This window comes from Halomonas sp. AOP25-F1-15 (assembly GCF_052378675.1).
GTDB classification, from domain to species: domain Bacteria; phylum Pseudomonadota; class Gammaproteobacteria; order Pseudomonadales; family Halomonadaceae; genus Vreelandella; species Vreelandella casei.
Genome location: NZ_JBQSXV010000003.1, coordinates 539771 through 554338 on the forward strand (window position 1 = coordinate 539771; position 14568 = coordinate 554338).

General features: G+C 54.7%; 12 protein-coding genes. 9 read left to right on the forward strand and 3 right to left on the reverse strand.

Features of this window, described 5'->3' with window-relative positions:
• Positions 1 to 120 precede the first annotated feature (120 nt).
• A complete protein-coding gene (gene trxB / locus ACT3TF_RS08365) occupies positions 121 to 1074 on the forward strand; it encodes a thioredoxin-disulfide reductase (protein WP_441686576.1) in 954 nt (317 codons plus the stop codon).
• 23 nt (positions 1075 to 1097) lie between these two features.
• On the opposite strand, the gene ACT3TF_RS08370 is transcribed toward trxB, so the two are convergent.
• Positions 1098 to 1634 carry a GspH/FimT family pseudopilin gene (locus ACT3TF_RS08370; protein ID WP_096277977.1) on the reverse strand — a complete coding sequence of 179 codons (537 nt, stop codon included), beginning with the start codon at positions 1632 to 1634 and terminating at the stop codon, positions 1098 to 1100.
• A gap of 134 nt (positions 1635 to 1768) precedes the next feature.
• Between ACT3TF_RS08370 and thiO the strand changes: the two genes are divergently transcribed.
• Positions 1769 to 2872, forward strand: coding sequence for a glycine oxidase ThiO (gene thiO / locus ACT3TF_RS08375; protein WP_444672015.1), 1104 nt, complete (start codon positions 1769 to 1771; stop codon positions 2870 to 2872).
• Here thiO and ACT3TF_RS08380 read toward each other — a convergent pair.
• A complete protein-coding gene (locus ACT3TF_RS08380; RefSeq protein WP_444672016.1) occupies positions 2869 to 3141 on the reverse strand; it encodes a PP0621 family protein in 273 nt (90 codons plus the stop codon). The genes thiO and ACT3TF_RS08380 overlap by 4 nt on opposite strands.
• A 135-nt stretch (positions 3142 to 3276) precedes the next feature.
• Here ACT3TF_RS08380 and ACT3TF_RS08385 point away from each other — a divergent pair, with 135 nt between their 5' ends.
• Positions 3277 to 4911, forward strand: a complete 1635-nt coding sequence (locus tag ACT3TF_RS08385) for an NAD+ synthase (protein WP_444672029.1) — start codon at positions 3277 to 3279, stop codon at positions 4909 to 4911.
• A gap of 130 nt (positions 4912 to 5041) precedes the next feature.
• On the opposite strand, the gene ACT3TF_RS08390 is transcribed toward ACT3TF_RS08385, so the two are convergent.
• Positions 5042 to 5857, reverse strand: coding sequence for an outer membrane protein assembly factor BamD (locus ACT3TF_RS08390; RefSeq protein ID WP_192536289.1), 816 nt, complete (start codon positions 5855 to 5857; stop codon positions 5042 to 5044).
• A 207-nt stretch (positions 5858 to 6064) separates the two neighbouring features.
• Here ACT3TF_RS08390 and rluD point away from each other — a divergent pair, with 207 nt between their 5' ends.
• The 6 genes from rluD to pssA all read left to right on the forward strand — a co-directional run bounded on the left by rluD (position 6065) and on the right by pssA (position 14380).
• Positions 6065 to 7024: a 23S rRNA pseudouridine(1911/1915/1917) synthase RluD gene (gene rluD, locus ACT3TF_RS08395; protein WP_192536290.1), complete on the forward strand. Its 960-nt coding sequence runs from the start codon at positions 6065 to 6067 to the stop codon at positions 7022 to 7024.
• Positions 7021 to 7791: a peptidoglycan editing factor PgeF gene (gene pgeF, locus ACT3TF_RS08400; RefSeq protein WP_192536291.1), complete on the forward strand. Its 771-nt coding sequence runs from the start codon at positions 7021 to 7023 to the stop codon at positions 7789 to 7791. The genes rluD and pgeF overlap by 4 nt, the downstream gene beginning before the upstream one ends.
• Before the next feature lie 165 nt (positions 7792 to 7956).
• Entirely contained in the window at positions 7957 to 10581 is a 2625-nt protein-coding gene (gene clpB / locus ACT3TF_RS08405) for an ATP-dependent chaperone ClpB (RefSeq protein ID WP_444672017.1), read from the forward strand.
• A gap of 478 nt (positions 10582 to 11059) precedes the next feature.
• Positions 11060 to 12784: an acetolactate synthase 3 large subunit gene (locus tag ACT3TF_RS08410; protein WP_192536293.1), complete on the forward strand. Its 1725-nt coding sequence runs from the start codon at positions 11060 to 11062 to the stop codon at positions 12782 to 12784.
• Positions 12784 to 13275, forward strand: a complete 492-nt coding sequence (ilvN, locus tag ACT3TF_RS08415) for an acetolactate synthase small subunit (RefSeq protein ID WP_096277993.1) — start codon at positions 12784 to 12786, stop codon at positions 13273 to 13275. Before ACT3TF_RS08410 ends, ilvN begins: the two co-directional genes overlap by 1 nt.
• A 190-nt stretch (positions 13276 to 13465) precedes the next feature.
• Entirely contained in the window at positions 13466 to 14380 is a 915-nt protein-coding gene (gene pssA, locus ACT3TF_RS08420; RefSeq protein ID WP_412767933.1) for a CDP-diacylglycerol--serine O-phosphatidyltransferase, read from the forward strand.
• Positions 14381 to 14568 lie beyond the last annotated feature (188 nt).

Here is a 14568-nt window from a genome sequence, read left to right on the forward strand (position 1 = left end):
ACCTTGCAATAGCTTGTACTTGACGCCATTTCAGGCAGACTCTCTGCCAAATTGTTTGCATAGCTATTGTTTACACGGCTATCGATAAAGCTATCAGTTAAGTCTCTAGAAGGTGGTGTCATGGAAACTCGTCATGAGCGTTTGATTATTCTTGGATCCGGCCCGGCTGGCTACACGGCCGCCGTTTACGCCGCGCGGGCAAACTTGAAGCCGTTATTGATCACCGGTATTCAAGCCGGCGGGCAGCTAACGACGACGACCGACGTGGATAATTGGCCGGGTGACGCTCAGGGTGTTCAGGGCCCAGAATTGATGGAACGCATGCAGCAGCATGCTGAACGCTTCAATACGGAAGTACTGTTCGACCATATCAATGAGGTCAGTTTAGGCGAAAAACCGTTTACGTTGAAAGGCGATAGCGGCCTTTATACCTGTGATGCGCTGATTGTGGCGACCGGTGCCAGCGCGCGTTATCTGGGGCTGCCCACTGAGCAGCAGTTTATGGGCCAGGGCGTTTCTGCCTGCGCTACCTGCGATGGTTTTTTCTATCGTAACCAAGAAGTCATTGTGGTGGGTGGCGGTAACACTGCCGTGGAAGAGGCGCTGTACCTTTCCAATATCGCTTCCAAGGTGACGCTGGTGCATCGCCGCGACACCCTGCGCGCGGAAAAAATCTTGCAAGACAAGCTGTTTGAGAAAGCCGAAGCGGGCAAAATCGCGCTTGAGTGGTTCCAGGAGGTCGAGGAGGTGCTGGGCGATAACTCGGGCGTCACCGGTATTCGCGTTAAATCCACCAAAGATGGTTCAAGCAAAGAAATTCATGCGCCAGGTTTGTTCATTGCGATTGGTCATAGTCCTAATACCGGCATCTTTGCGGGCCAGTTAACGATGAATGGCGGCTATATCAAAGTGAATTCCGGGTTGGAAGGTAATGCCACTGCCACCAGTATACCGGGCGTATTTGCCTGCGGTGATGTCATGGATCACATTTACCGCCAAGCCATTACCTCTGCGGGCAGTGGTTGCATGGCTGCATTGGATGCCGAGCGTTACCTAGACGGTATTGCCGGGTAATCTTTCCCTGCATGATGAGGCGTCTAGCAATCGATAGGCGCTTCATCAATCCTCAGCCGCCCTAGCTGGCTGAGCACCAGCTTTTGACCCTGAGCGCCTTCGGCGCGATGGCCAGCACAAACGGTAAAGCTGCCGTTGAAGCCGCTGGTATAGCCCATCGGGTCATAGCGAATGCGCGACCAGCCGCGGCTGTAAGTCACCTGTGTGTTCCGTTGAATAGGCATAATGCGCAGGATGTCTTGAGCTTGTATGCCATCGGTGTCACTCCCACGCACAATTATTAGCTCACCGGCCCAGTCGTTATTACAGGCGCTGCGGTCGCCAGCCGTGGGGCACACCGTGATATGGCTGCGTTGGCTAATCGCGGTATTGCGTGCTAAAGAAAACGTGCTCTGTAGCCGATTAACCTCGCTTGCTTGTGCGGATCGTTCGCCCAGTGCTTGAAAGCGCGGCACTCCCCAGACGCTAATAATACCCACCAGCAGCAGTGTGACGAGAAGCTCAAGCAGCGTAAATCCACCTTCAAGTGAGGTGTGTATGTTGATCTGGTCTTCGCTCATCGCCGACTCCCCACTTGACCCTGTTAACGCCCGCGCTATGCTCACTGTCCGTTGCCAGCAGCGAATCTCTTAAGCTCATAGGTCACACTAGGCGTCGCTGAGCATTTTTTATGTAAGCCAAAACGGACATTTTTGTGAGCGATTTCTTAATTATTGGTGGCGGCGTCATCGGTATGATGACGGCGTTGCAACTAGCCGATGCTGGCCAGCAAGTAACGCTGGTTGAGCGCGGCGAGTGCGGGAAAGAGGCTTCATGGGCCGGCGGTGGCATTGTGTCGCCGCTTTATCCATGGCGCTACGCCGCGGCGGTGTCGCAGCTGTCACGCTGGTCTGAAGGCGTTTACCCCTCTTTAGCACTGCGACTGTTGGAAGAAACCGGTATCGATCCTGAGTATCGCCAAAAAGGGCTGCTGTATCTGAACGTGGACGATGCTGAAGACGCGCTGAACTGGGCTCGGGAGCTGGGCAAGCCCCTCGAAAGGGTGGGAAAAGACTTTGTCGGCCATAAAGAACCCGGCGTTGCGATGGCAGCCGACAGCGCGCTGTGGATGCCGACGCTGGGCAGCGTGCGCAACCCACGCTTAGCTAAAGCGCTGAAAGCCCGTCTAGCAGCGATGCCTAATGTCACGCTGCGCGAGCAGTGCGACGTCAGTGGGTTTAGTGATAGCAATAGCCAGGTAGATGGCGTTGTCTCTTCCCAGGGGCTATTGAAGGCTGAGCGCATTGTGGTATGCGGCGGCGCCTGGGCAGCTCAGCTGTTAGCGCAGCTAGAGGTGCGGCTACCGGTAAGACCGGTGAAAGGGCAGATGATCGCTTATCAGGCACCCAAAGGCTTGGTGCGGCGCGTGGTATTAAAAGACGGTCGCTATATCATTCCGCGCGCAGACGGCCTGCTGCTAGTGGGCTCGACACTGGAAGAGGCGGGCTTTGATAAGACCACCGACGAGGCGGCGCTCGCCTCATTAAAGCAGAGCGCAGAGGCGATGGTGCCCGCCTTGGCAAGCTGCCCGGTGGCGAATCAGTGGGCCGGGCTACGCCCGGGCTCCCCTGACGGCGTACCCTTTATTGGCGCACTGCCTGAGTGGCCTAACGTGTTCGTCAATGCCGGGCATTATCGCAATGGCTTAGTGTTAGCACCGGCCTCGACCCATTTACTCGTTGACCAGTTGTTAGGCCGCACGCCGCTGGTAGACCCGGCGCCTTATCAGCTTACGCCCGCACGGCTGGCCGCGATTTAAGGTGTGCCGTCTTTATTTTGCTGTTCTTGCAGAAAACGGTTGCGATGGGCGCTAGAACAGAACCACTGCTCTTGGTCACGTAGCGCTTCTTGTTCGGGAACGTGGACTTCGCACCAGCGGCAGCGCACCATTTCGCCACCTTCATGACGGTTGATTTTGTTACTCTGCACCTGATGGTCGAGTTTGCGTTGACGGTAGAGGCCGTAAAGCTTTAAACCGACATAGAATAGAACGGCGAAGATAATCAGCCGAATGATCAAGAGGTTCATCCTTTTGTGTCTCCCGAAGCAGGGATGGAAGTGGTGAGTGTGTCGCGCGGCCTTTGCTAGCTGGCGGCCCTTGCGGGACAATGCCGTATGACGGTGCAACCCTATTCTTAAGATTCTCAAGAGATTTTGATGCCCATGCAAGACTTAACGCTGGTAATGGCCCAACTCGATCCTTTGGTCGGGGATATTCCCGGCAACGCCGCGCGTGCCATTGAAGCCGTGCGCGAAGCGCGAATTGAGCATGGGGCGGATATTGTGGTCTTTCCGGAGCTTTTTTTGTCGGGTTATCCGCCGGAAGATTTACTGCTGCGCCCCTCAATGGAAACACGCCTGCGCGAAGCTCGCGCTTTAATGGCGTCGAAAATCTCCCGCGATGTGCTGGTGATTATCGGCTATCCAGGCGTACGCGAAGGGCAGTGTTATAACCTGGCTGGGGTGCTTTACAACGGTCAGTGGGAAGCTGAGTACGCCAAGCAGGCGCTGCCTAACTATCAGGTGTTTGACGAGCAGCGCTATTTCACGCCCGGCACACAGCCGCTGGTCTATGAGCACAAGGGCGCTCGATTAGGCATCTTGATCTGCGAAGACCTGTGGGATGGCGCGCCGGTCAAGGCCACGACTCAGGCGGGTGCTGAAGTGCTGATTACGCTGAATGCCTCGCCTTATCACCAGGACAAGCCCGCCGAACGGCTGCGCTTATTAGAGCAGCACGCCCAAGACGTTAAACGCCCGATTGTGTATGTGAATACCATAGGCGGCCAGGACGAGCTCGTCTTTGATGGCGGCTCTTGCTGCGTTAACGCCAGCGGTGAGTTGCAGGTGTTAGCGCCGTATTGGCAGGCTGGCTTGATGCCGATTCAGTTTTTACAAACCAGTGCCACGGTATGGGAGCCTCAGCCCGGCGAGATTGATCCTGAAGCGGCACCGGAAGAAAGCCTTTACTGCGCACTGGTTACCGGTCTGCGCGATTATGTCAACAAAAGTGGTTTTGACGGGGTCGTGCTGGGGCTTTCCGGCGGCATTGATTCCGCGCTCTCGCTAGCCATTGCGGTCGATGCTCTGGGCCCTCAGCGGGTGCAGGCGGTGATGATGCCTTATCATTACACGGCAGACATCTCCAAACAGGACGCTGCCGAGCAGGCCAACTTGCTAGGTGTGCACTACGAAGTTCTGCCGATTGAACCCATGGTCGAGGCGTTTATGGAGACGCTGGCGGAGAGCTTTGCAGGTACCGAACGGGATACGACGGAAGAAAACCTGCAGTCGCGCTGTCGTGGCGTGCTGCTCATGGCACTTTCGAATAAGAAAGGCCTGATGGTACTGACCACCGGTAACAAGAGCGAAATGGCGGTGGGCTACGCGACGCTTTACGGCGATATGGTGGGTGGCTATAACGCAATTAAAGACGTGTATAAAACCTGGGTGTATCGTCTGGCTCGCTGGCGCAATACCCAGTCGCCGGCTATTCCGGCGCGTGTGATTGAGCGCCCGCCTAGCGCAGAGCTGGCGCCCGATCAGCAGGACAGCGACTCGTTGCCGGACTACGACGTTCTGGACGCGATCTTGGTCAATTACATCGAAGGCGATATGAGCGCGGAGGCGATCATCGCCGCCGGGTTCGATCATGAAGATGTGTATAAAGTCGTTAAGCTCGTCGATCGCTGTGAGTATAAGCGTCGCCAGGCACCTATTGGTGTTCGCGTCACGCCACGAGGCTTTGGCCGCGACCGCCGCTATCCGATTGTGAATGGATGGCAGCCCGGCGATTAGGCCGGGCGTTTTTAAGCATCGCTGAGTAAGAAAACCAAAAAACCACGCCGAGGCGTGGTTTTTTAGTTTTTGAAAAACGTTTTTGAAAAACGTCATTCAAAGACGTCGTTCACGAAGCCTTTACGGTTCGTTAGTCGCTCTTTTTCACGTGCTTGGGCACGAAACGATTGCCCTGCAGCTGTTCGTGATCGGGCGCGTTCTCACGCAGCACCGCGAGCACTTCACTGGCGCGATCATCCATATCCAGCCCTTGATAGCCTTCTACCATCGTGGCTAGGGCGTCGCGAGTGGCGCTGGACTCAGGATAGTTTTCGATTACCCAGCGGCCACGCTCAACGGCGGCTAAATAAGCCCCGCGGCGTAGGTAGTAATCTGCGACGTGCAGCTCGTGCCGGGCCATCAGTTCACGCAGGTAAACAATACGCTGTTGAGCATCGGGCGCGTATTCACTTTGCGGGTGGCGCTGAATAAGCTCACGGAAATCATTATAGGCATCCCGTGAGGCGCCCAGGTCACGCTTTGAGATATCAATTAAGCGCAGACGTTCTAAGCTGAAACGACCCGCTTGCCACGCGGAAAGACCACGCAGGTAGTAGGCGTAATCTACTTGTGGGTGGTCGGGGTGCAGGCGAATAAAGCGGCTAGCCGCCGCACGCGCTTCTTCCCAGTTGCTGTTTTCGTAGTAGGCATAGACCAACTCAAGCTGTGCCTGCTCGGCATGCGCACCAAACGGATAGCGAGTATCCAGTGCTTCTAAACGGTCTATCGCAATCGGGTAGCGATTACTGTCTAGAGCCGTACGAGCAAGTTCATACAGCTCGCGTTCTTGTACCCCAGCAAACTCATCTGGCTCTTCATCGCTGGTGTCATTACTTGCACAGCCCGCTAGCAGGGTAAGGCTTAGGGCTAGAGCACCAAAGCGGTTGGCAGCTGAAAAAACGCGCATCATCATCCTCGTTGCAAACAAGCCTCAATCACCAAAAAAGTGGCGATGGCCGTGATAGTATAGGTCGCAGTCCACCCACTATAAAACACCTCGGCCTAAAACGCAGGCTTAGCGACGTTTCGCCGGGTGTCGTTGTTGAAAATAGTGCCATGCTTTAGCTAAATTTTTGCGTCAGGCTAGGGTTTTTGCGTTTTAAAGAGGTTTTTCATGTCTCGAATAGTTGAAGACACGCAGCGTGTGCCCGCCTCTTTAGCCGGTGCGCGTTTAGACCAAGCGGCGGCTGAGTTGTTCAGCGATTATTCCCGCGAGCGCTTAAAAGCGTGGATTAATAGCGGGGAGTTAACGGTAGATGGCGCTCAGCTCAAGCCGAAAGCCAAACTGCATGGCTATGAAGTGCTGGCTCTGCAGGCGACCATTGAAGAAGATACGCGCTTTGAAGCCCAGAATATCCCCCTAGATGTCGTCTATGAAGACGATATTATGATGGTGATTAATAAAGCCGCCGGCATGGTGGTACACCCAGCGGCGGGTAATCCTGACGGCACCTTGCTCAATGCGCTGCTTTATCATCATCCGGCCATTGCTCAAGTGCCCCGTGCAGGCATCGTACACCGCCTGGACAAAGACACCACGGGACTGATGATGGTGGCCAAGACGCTGCCTGCGCAAACGGCGCTGGTTGAGCAGATGCAGGCGCGCAGCGTGTCACGCCAGTACGATGCAGTGGTGATTGGCAAGCCGGTTTCAGGCAGCACCATTGATGCGCCGATTGGACGTCATCCGAAAGATCGCAAGCGCCAGGCGGTGACGACGGCGGGCAAGCCAGCCATCACGCATTTTCGCGTGGTTGAGCGGTTTCGCGCCCACACACATGTTCGCTGCAAGTTAGAAACGGGGCGTACTCACCAAATTCGTGTTCACATGGCGCACGCCCGCTACCCCCTAGTGGGAGACCCCATGTACGGTGGTCGCGCCAAGCTGCCGCCTGGGGCAGCTGAGCCTTTGAAGGAAATCCTGCGCGAGTTTCCCCGTCAGGCATTGCATGCGCGAAAATTAATTTTCAAGCACCCGGTAAGTGGCGAAACCTTAACGTTTCAGGTGGATCTTCCCGATGATTTGTTAATGTTGCTGGACTACCTGCGTGAAGATAACGAGACCATGAGATGAGCGATGCCATTGATTTACGGCCCACGCTGCTAATCCCAGACTGGCCCGCGCCGGCCAACGTACGTGCTTTTGTCACCACGCGTGAGGCAGGGCCTAGTCAAGATGACTTTGCCGCTTTTAATCCTGCCGCTCACGTTGGCGACAACCCCGACCACGTGGCGCTGTGTCGCCGGCTGTTGCAAAAAGAGATAGGCGATGAGCGGCCGCTGCTATGGCTCAATCAAACCCATGGCGCGCGCGTTCAGCAGGGTTATCAACCGGCAGTGCCGGGCGTTGAAGCGCCCGATGCAGACGCGGCGCTCACGACCACCAGTGAGTACGCCTGTGTCGTATTGACAGCTGACTGCTTGCCGGTGATGTTTTGTAATCGTGCGGGTACTCAGGTAGCAGTTGCTCACGCAGGATGGCGAGGTTTAGCCGGGGGCGTTTTAGAGGCGACCATTGCGGCCATGAATACCGACCCTGATGATATTTTGGTGTGGCTAGGCCCCGCTATTTCTAATGCCCAGTTTGAAGTGGGGCCTGAGGTGTACGGCGCTTTTGTCGCTGTTCATCCTGATACGGCTGAAGCCTTTGATCACAGCCCTTATCGGCTGGGTCATTACATGGCCGACCTATATCGGCTGGCGCGTTTTCGGTTAGAGGCATTAGGCATTACCCACATCAGCGGCGGTCATTTCTGTACCGCCTGCGAGTCACGTTTTTACTCTTATCGTCGCGATGGCGGCAAAACAGGTCGCATGGCCAGTGTGATTTGGATCGACTAGCGGTCATTAAAGATTTAATAAGTCAGCGGTTTGTTAATCTACCTCTTGAAAAGCGCAGAAATGACGCCATTTAACTTGTCAAGCTAAAAATTATTAGCACGTCTAACGACACGTTAACGGGTTACGCGGTGCGTCCAAACGCACGGCAACCCCAGGAGGAACGCCATGCGTTTTGATAAATTTACCGCCAAGCTCCAAAGCGCTATTGCCCAAGCGCAGTCGCTTGCCGTTGGCCGCGGCCATAATCAGCTAGACCCTGCGCATTTGCTGCTTGCCCTGCTCGACACCAAAGACACCGGTATTAAAGCGCTGATTGAGAAAGCCGAAGGCAATAGTGCGCGTCTGCGCGACGGTTTAGTGCAGCAGCTGGATAATTTGCCGAAGGTAGGACAGTTCGACGGCGAAGTGCAGCCATCGCGCGATTTCATCAAGCTCTTCAACTTAACGGATCGCGAAGCGCAAAAGCGCGGCGACCAGTTTATTGCCAGCGAGCTTGTGTTGCTTGCGGCGCTAGAAATGAATTCGCCCCTTACTAAGCTGCTCAAAGACGTTGGGATTAATCGTAAAACTCTTGAGGCGGCGATTAACAGCCTGCGAGGCGGCGCTACGGTCGATGATCCGAATGCGGAAGACCAGCGTGAAGCGCTCAATAAGTACACGATGGACCTTACTCAGCGGGCGCTGGATGGCAAGCTCGACCCTGTCATTGGCCGCGACGATGAGATTCGCCGCACTATCCAAGTGTTACAGCGGCGCACTAAAAACAATCCTGTGCTCATCGGTGAGCCGGGCGTGGGTAAAACCGCCATTGTCGAAGGGTTGGCGCAGCGTATCGTCAACGGCGAAGTGCCTGAAGGCTTAAAAGATAAACGCGTGCTGTCGCTGGATATGGGCTCACTGTTAGCCGGAGCCAAATTCCGTGGTGAATTCGAAGAGCGTCTGAAGTCCGTACTTAAAGAGCTCTCCCAGGAAGAAGGGCGGGTCATTCTGTTTATCGATGAGCTGCACACCATGGTCGGCGCTGGCAAAGCGGAAGGCGCGATGGATGCGGGCAATATGCTTAAGCCCGCACTGGCGCGTGGTGAGCTGCACTGCGTCGGCGCTACCACGCTTGATGAGTACCGTAAGTACATTGAAAAAGATGCCGCGCTGGAGCGTCGCTTTCAGAAAGTCTTGGTCGATGAGCCTTCGGAAGAAGATACCGTGGCGATTTTGCGTGGCCTAAAAGAGCGCTACGAAGTTCACCACGGGGTGGATATTACCGATTCCGCGATCATTGCGGCGGCTAAGCTATCGACGCGCTATATCACTGATCGTCAGTTGCCCGATAAAGCTATCGACTTGATCGATGAGGCCGCCTCGCGTATTCGCATGGAGCTGGACTCCAAGCCAGAAGCAATGGATCGTCTTGATCGGCGGCTGATTCAGCTAAAAATGGAGCGTGAGGCGCTGAAGAAAGAGACCGATGACGCGTCTAAAAAGCGCCTCGAAGCCCTCAATAATCAGATCCATGAGTTAGAGCGCGAGTACGCTGACCTGGATGAAATCTGGAAGGCGGAAAAGGCTAGTATTCAAGGTGCCGCCCAGTTCAAGGCTGAGCTGGAGCAAGTGCGCCTTGACCTTGAGCAGGCGCGCCGCCAGGGCGACCTTGGCCGTATGTCGGAAATTCAGTACGGCAAAATCCCTGAGCTTGAGAAAAAAATTGCTGAAAGCAGCGAGGGCGAAGCCGATACCTCAAGCCATCAGCTGTTGCGCTCTAATGTCACCGAAGAAGAAATTGCGGAAGTCGTGTCGCGCTGGACGGGTATTCCTGTCTCGAAAATGCTCGAAGGTGAGTGCGATAAATTGCTACGCATGGAAGACGCGCTGCATGAGCGTGTCATTGGCCAGGACGAAGCCGTAGAGGCTGTGGCTAATGCCGTGCGTCGCTCTAGAGCCGGGCTTTCGGACCCCAATCGACCCAACGGTTCGTTTTTATTCCTCGGCCCCACCGGGGTGGGTAAAACCGAGCTGTGTAAGTCCCTGGCGAACTTCTTGTTCGATACCGAAGACGCGATGGTGCGTATCGATATGTCAGAGTTTATGGAGAAGCACTCCGTGGCTCGTTTAATCGGTGCGCCTCCGGGCTATGTGGGCTATGAAGAAGGCGGCTACTTAACCGAAGCCGTGCGTCGTAAGCCTTATTCCGTGCTGCTGCTAGATGAGGTGGAAAAAGCGCATCCCGATGTCTTCAATATATTGCTGCAGGTGTTGGAAGATGGCCGTTTAACCGATGGTCAGGGTCGCACAGTGGATTTTCGCAATACCGTGATCGTCATGACGTCCAATATGGGTTCGGACATTATTCAGCGCATGGGCGGTGATACTGGCGCCGATACAGAAAGTTCTGATAAAAATAGTTCTGATGAAGACAGTCGCTATGAATTGATGAAGAACATGGTGATGGAGGTGGTGGGTAATCACTTCCGGCCTGAGTTGATCAATCGTATCGACGAAGTGGTCGTATTTCATGCGCTGGGGCAAGAGCAGATTCAGGCCATTGCCGGTATTCAGTTAGAGCGCTTGAAGCTGCGCCTTGCCGAACATGAGTTGAAGCTTGAGATCAGTGACGAGGCTATGGCTCAGCTAGCGGTGGTGGGTTTTGATCCTGTGTATGGCGCGCGGCCGCTTAAGCGGGCAATTCAGCGGCGTATTGAAAATCCGCTGGCGCAGGACCTGCTGGCCGGTAAGTTTGCGCCGGGCGATACCATTCATATTGCGGCGGAAGACGGAAAACTGGTGTTTGTCTAACCATAAATGCCGCTACTGGCGCGCAATTGAATAAGCAAAAAGCCCCTTCGGCATGGCTGGCGGGGCTTTTTTAATGGCTTACGGCAACGTTTGTTGCGTTTGACCTGATCGGAGGTTGACACGCTGAGGGTGCTAATGGAATCTTATCGGTTCCTGATTTGCGGGCGCGGACTTAACGGGCAACCCCTCATCCCCGCGCGATGGGTAGGCAAAAGCCTTTACCCGCCGAAGGACTTCCAGGCTCGAGCTAACCGCTCAGCCTGGCCAACGCCCCAGCGCGGCAAACCGCCGTGCAAGGGAACAGCTGATTTTTGTTGCCATTAAGCAGCGTTTCCGATGAGAGTGCAGGCCCTAACCGGGCCACATGCCAGGGTTTGGCATCAGGTGCCGGCATTGGCCGGCAGCGGCATACCGCCGCACTCGACACCGTGCCCATGTGGGTACGGCTCGCACTCGAGACCTCTAGGGGAGAAATACAGTGGAACTGCTTTCCGGCGCAGATATGATCGCCCGCTTCTTGCAAGATGAGGGCATCGAACACATTTATGGTTACCCCGGCGGTGCAGCGCTGCATATTTATGATGCGCTATTCCGTCAGGACAAAGTGAAGCACATTTTAGTGCGTCATGAACAAGCGGCCACTCACGCCGCCGATGGCTACGCTCGTGCCTCGGGTAAGCCCGGCTGCGTGCTGGTTACGTCAGGCCCTGGGGCGACCAACGCCGTGACCGGTATTGCCACCGCCTATATGGACTCAATTCCCATGGTGGTGCTGTGCGGCCAGGTTGCCAGCCACCTGATTGGTGAAGATGCTTTCCAGGAAACGGATATTGTCGGGGTAACGCGGCCTATCGTGAAGCATAGCTTCTCGATTCGTCATCCTTCTGAAATTCCGGAAGTGCTCAAAAAAGCGTTTTATTTAGCCGCCACTGGCCGTCCTGGTCCTGTCGTGGTTGATATCCCCAAAGATATGACCGCGCCGACCGAGCGCTACGAGTACATCTATCCTAAAAAGGTCAAGATGCGCTCGTACAACCCCGTCACACGTGGCCATGCTGGGCAGATCAAAAAAGCCGTGGAGCTAATGCTCAAGGCCAAGCGGCCGGTGTTTTATACCGGCGGTGGTGTGGTAGCCGGCAAAGCCAGCGATGGCCTAACTGACCTGGTTAAACAACTGGGTTATCCGATTACTACGACGCTGATGGGCATTGGTTCGTACCCCCAGAGTGATCAGCAGTGTTTGGGCTGGCTGGGCATGCACGGTTCGTATGAGTCCAATATGGCCATGCACCATGCCGACCTGATCATTGCCATCGGAGCGCGTTTTGATGACCGCGTGACCAACAGCACATCAAAGTTCTGCCCGACAGCCAAAATTATTCACGTTGACGTTGATCCAAGCTCTATCTCTAAAACGGTGCGTGCCGATGTGCCCATTGTTGGGCCTGCGCTTAGTGTTATCAATGAGATGATTAGCCTGGTGCAAGGGCAGAAAATTGCTCACCCAGAGGCGCTCACCGATTGGTGGCAAAAAATTGATGGCTGGCGTGCCGATCGTGTCGGCAAACTTTATGAGCCTTCAAAGCCCGGCGAGGCACTTAAGCCGCAGGAAGTCGTTGAGGCCCTCTGCCGCGTTACGCGAGGCGAGGCTTATGTGACGACGGACGTTGGTCAGCACCAGATGTTTGCAGCCCAGTATTACAAGTTTGATAAACCTAACCGGCTCATTACCTCGGGTGGGTTAGGCACTATGGGCTTTGGTTTTCCTGCCGCGATGGGGGTCAAACAGAATTTTCCGGAAAGCGACGTTGTCTGCGTGACCGGTGAAGGCAGTTTTCAGATGATGATGCAGGAGCTCTCCACCTGTAAGCAGTATGGTGTAGGCGTTAAAATCGTCAATCTGAATAATGCGTCGCTTGGCATGGTGCGCCAATGGCAGGATTTGAACTACAAATCTCGCCACGCACACTCCTATATGGAATCGCTCCCCGATTTTCATATGCTGATTGAAGCGTATGGGTTTACGGCGATTACGGTGACCACGATTGCAGAGCTTGAGCCCGCGCTAGAGCGTGCGTTTGCTGACAAGCATGAGCTGGTGTTCCTTGACGTGAAGGTCGACCCTTTTGAGCACGTCTATCCGATGCAGGTGCCGTTAGGCGCTATGCGCGACATGCTGCTGTCTAAAACGGAGCGTACCTGATGCGTCATATCATCTCGATTCTGATGGAGAACGAGCCGGGTGCGCTGTCACGTGTGGTCGGGCTGTTCTCTCAGCGTAATTTCAACATTGAAACGCTTAACGTAGCGCCGACGGAAGATCCCTCGCTTTCGCGCTTAACGGTTACGACCATAGGCGATGACCGTGTGGTTGAACAGATCACTAAGCATCTTAATAAGCTGATTGATGTGGTGAAGTTGGTGGACCTTACTGAAGGCAACCACATTGAGCGTGAGCTGATGCTGGTGAAAGTGAAAGCGCTGGGAGCAGCACGCGATGAGGTAAAGCGTACAGTGGATATTTTTCGCGCGCAGATCGTCGACGTTACGCCCAGCCTGTATACCGTGCAGATTACGGGCGATGCGGGCAAGCTTGATGCGTTCCTGCAGGCAATGGCACCCGTGGGTATTCTCGAAGTTGCGCGTACCGGCGTTTCGGGCATCGCCCGCGGTGACAAGGTTTTATCGCTCTAAGCGCCAGTAGCGCGATAAGTAAGCAAAGAACGCCGCTTCCATGATTTGACTGGGGCGGCGTTTTTTTATGGGCGGCTTTTGCGCTTCTGTTTGCCGGTGCCTAGTTGCAATTGGCTGGCTGAGTGCCATTCACCGTGTAGAATGAAAGCCAACACTGTTCCCGTGATTTCACTTTTAATGGATGAAACCTATGACACAGGACGCTCGCGATCAACAGCACCCAGGCTCGAGTGAGCCAGCCGCAGGACTAGGCAAGGAGAGTTCAGATCTGGATCAGTCCAGCCCGGCACAGCCTGGCGCTGACGAACATTCAGAGGGCGGTGGCAATGAAGATCTGGCGGCTGCTTTTCTGCGTGAAACCGAAGTGGTCGAAGAGGCGGTAGAAGACGGCAAGAAGATTCGCCGTAAAGGTATCTATCTACTACCCAACCTATTTACCACATCGGCACTGTTTGCTGGTTTCTTTGCCGTGGTTGCTGGCATTAATGGTGAATTTGCCTCGGCAGCCGTGGCGATTTTTATTGCGATGGTGCTAGATGGTTTGGATGGCCGTGTTGCACGTATGACCAATACGCAGAGCGAATTTGGGGCTGAGTACGATAGCCTGGCAGATATGATCTCGTTCGGCATGGCGCCTGCATTGGTCGCGTTTACTTGGATTCTGCAAGACATTGGTAAAACCGGCTGGGTGGTCGCTTTCCTTTACGTTGCCTGCGCTGCGCTGCGCCTTGCGCGCTTTAATGTCCAAATTGGTAGTGTCGATAAAAAATGGTTTATCGGTTTGCCAAGCCCGTCCGCCGCAGCGTTAGTCGCCGCTAGTGTCTGGACCTTCCATAGCTTTGACGCCGATGCGTTTGGTTTCAAGCTGCTGATGCTGGTCGTTGTGGCCGCCGCCGGCGTATTAATGGTAAGCAATATTCGCTATTACAGCTTTAAAGAGTTTGATGTACGTAAGCCGGTGCCTTTTGTGGTGCTGTTAGCCATCGTATTAGCCTTTGTGCTGATCTCGGTCGAGCCGTCAGTAATGCTGCTATTGCTGTTTGGTACCTACGTGGCATCAGGTCCTGTTTTAGCCATTATGCGCAAAGCAAAATCCAAGAGCTAAACCGGTCAGTCAGTTTTTATACTTATTTTCACCAGAGCCCTTGCCAACCCGGCAGCGAGTCCGTAAAGTACGCATCCGCTGCCGGGGACGCCTAGCGTTACCAGCGGTGGATGAAGGTGAAAACCTTCGGTTTGTCAGCAGGTTAGCGTTTTCAGGTCATCGAAAAATGTTTTCCGAATAGGCCCCAA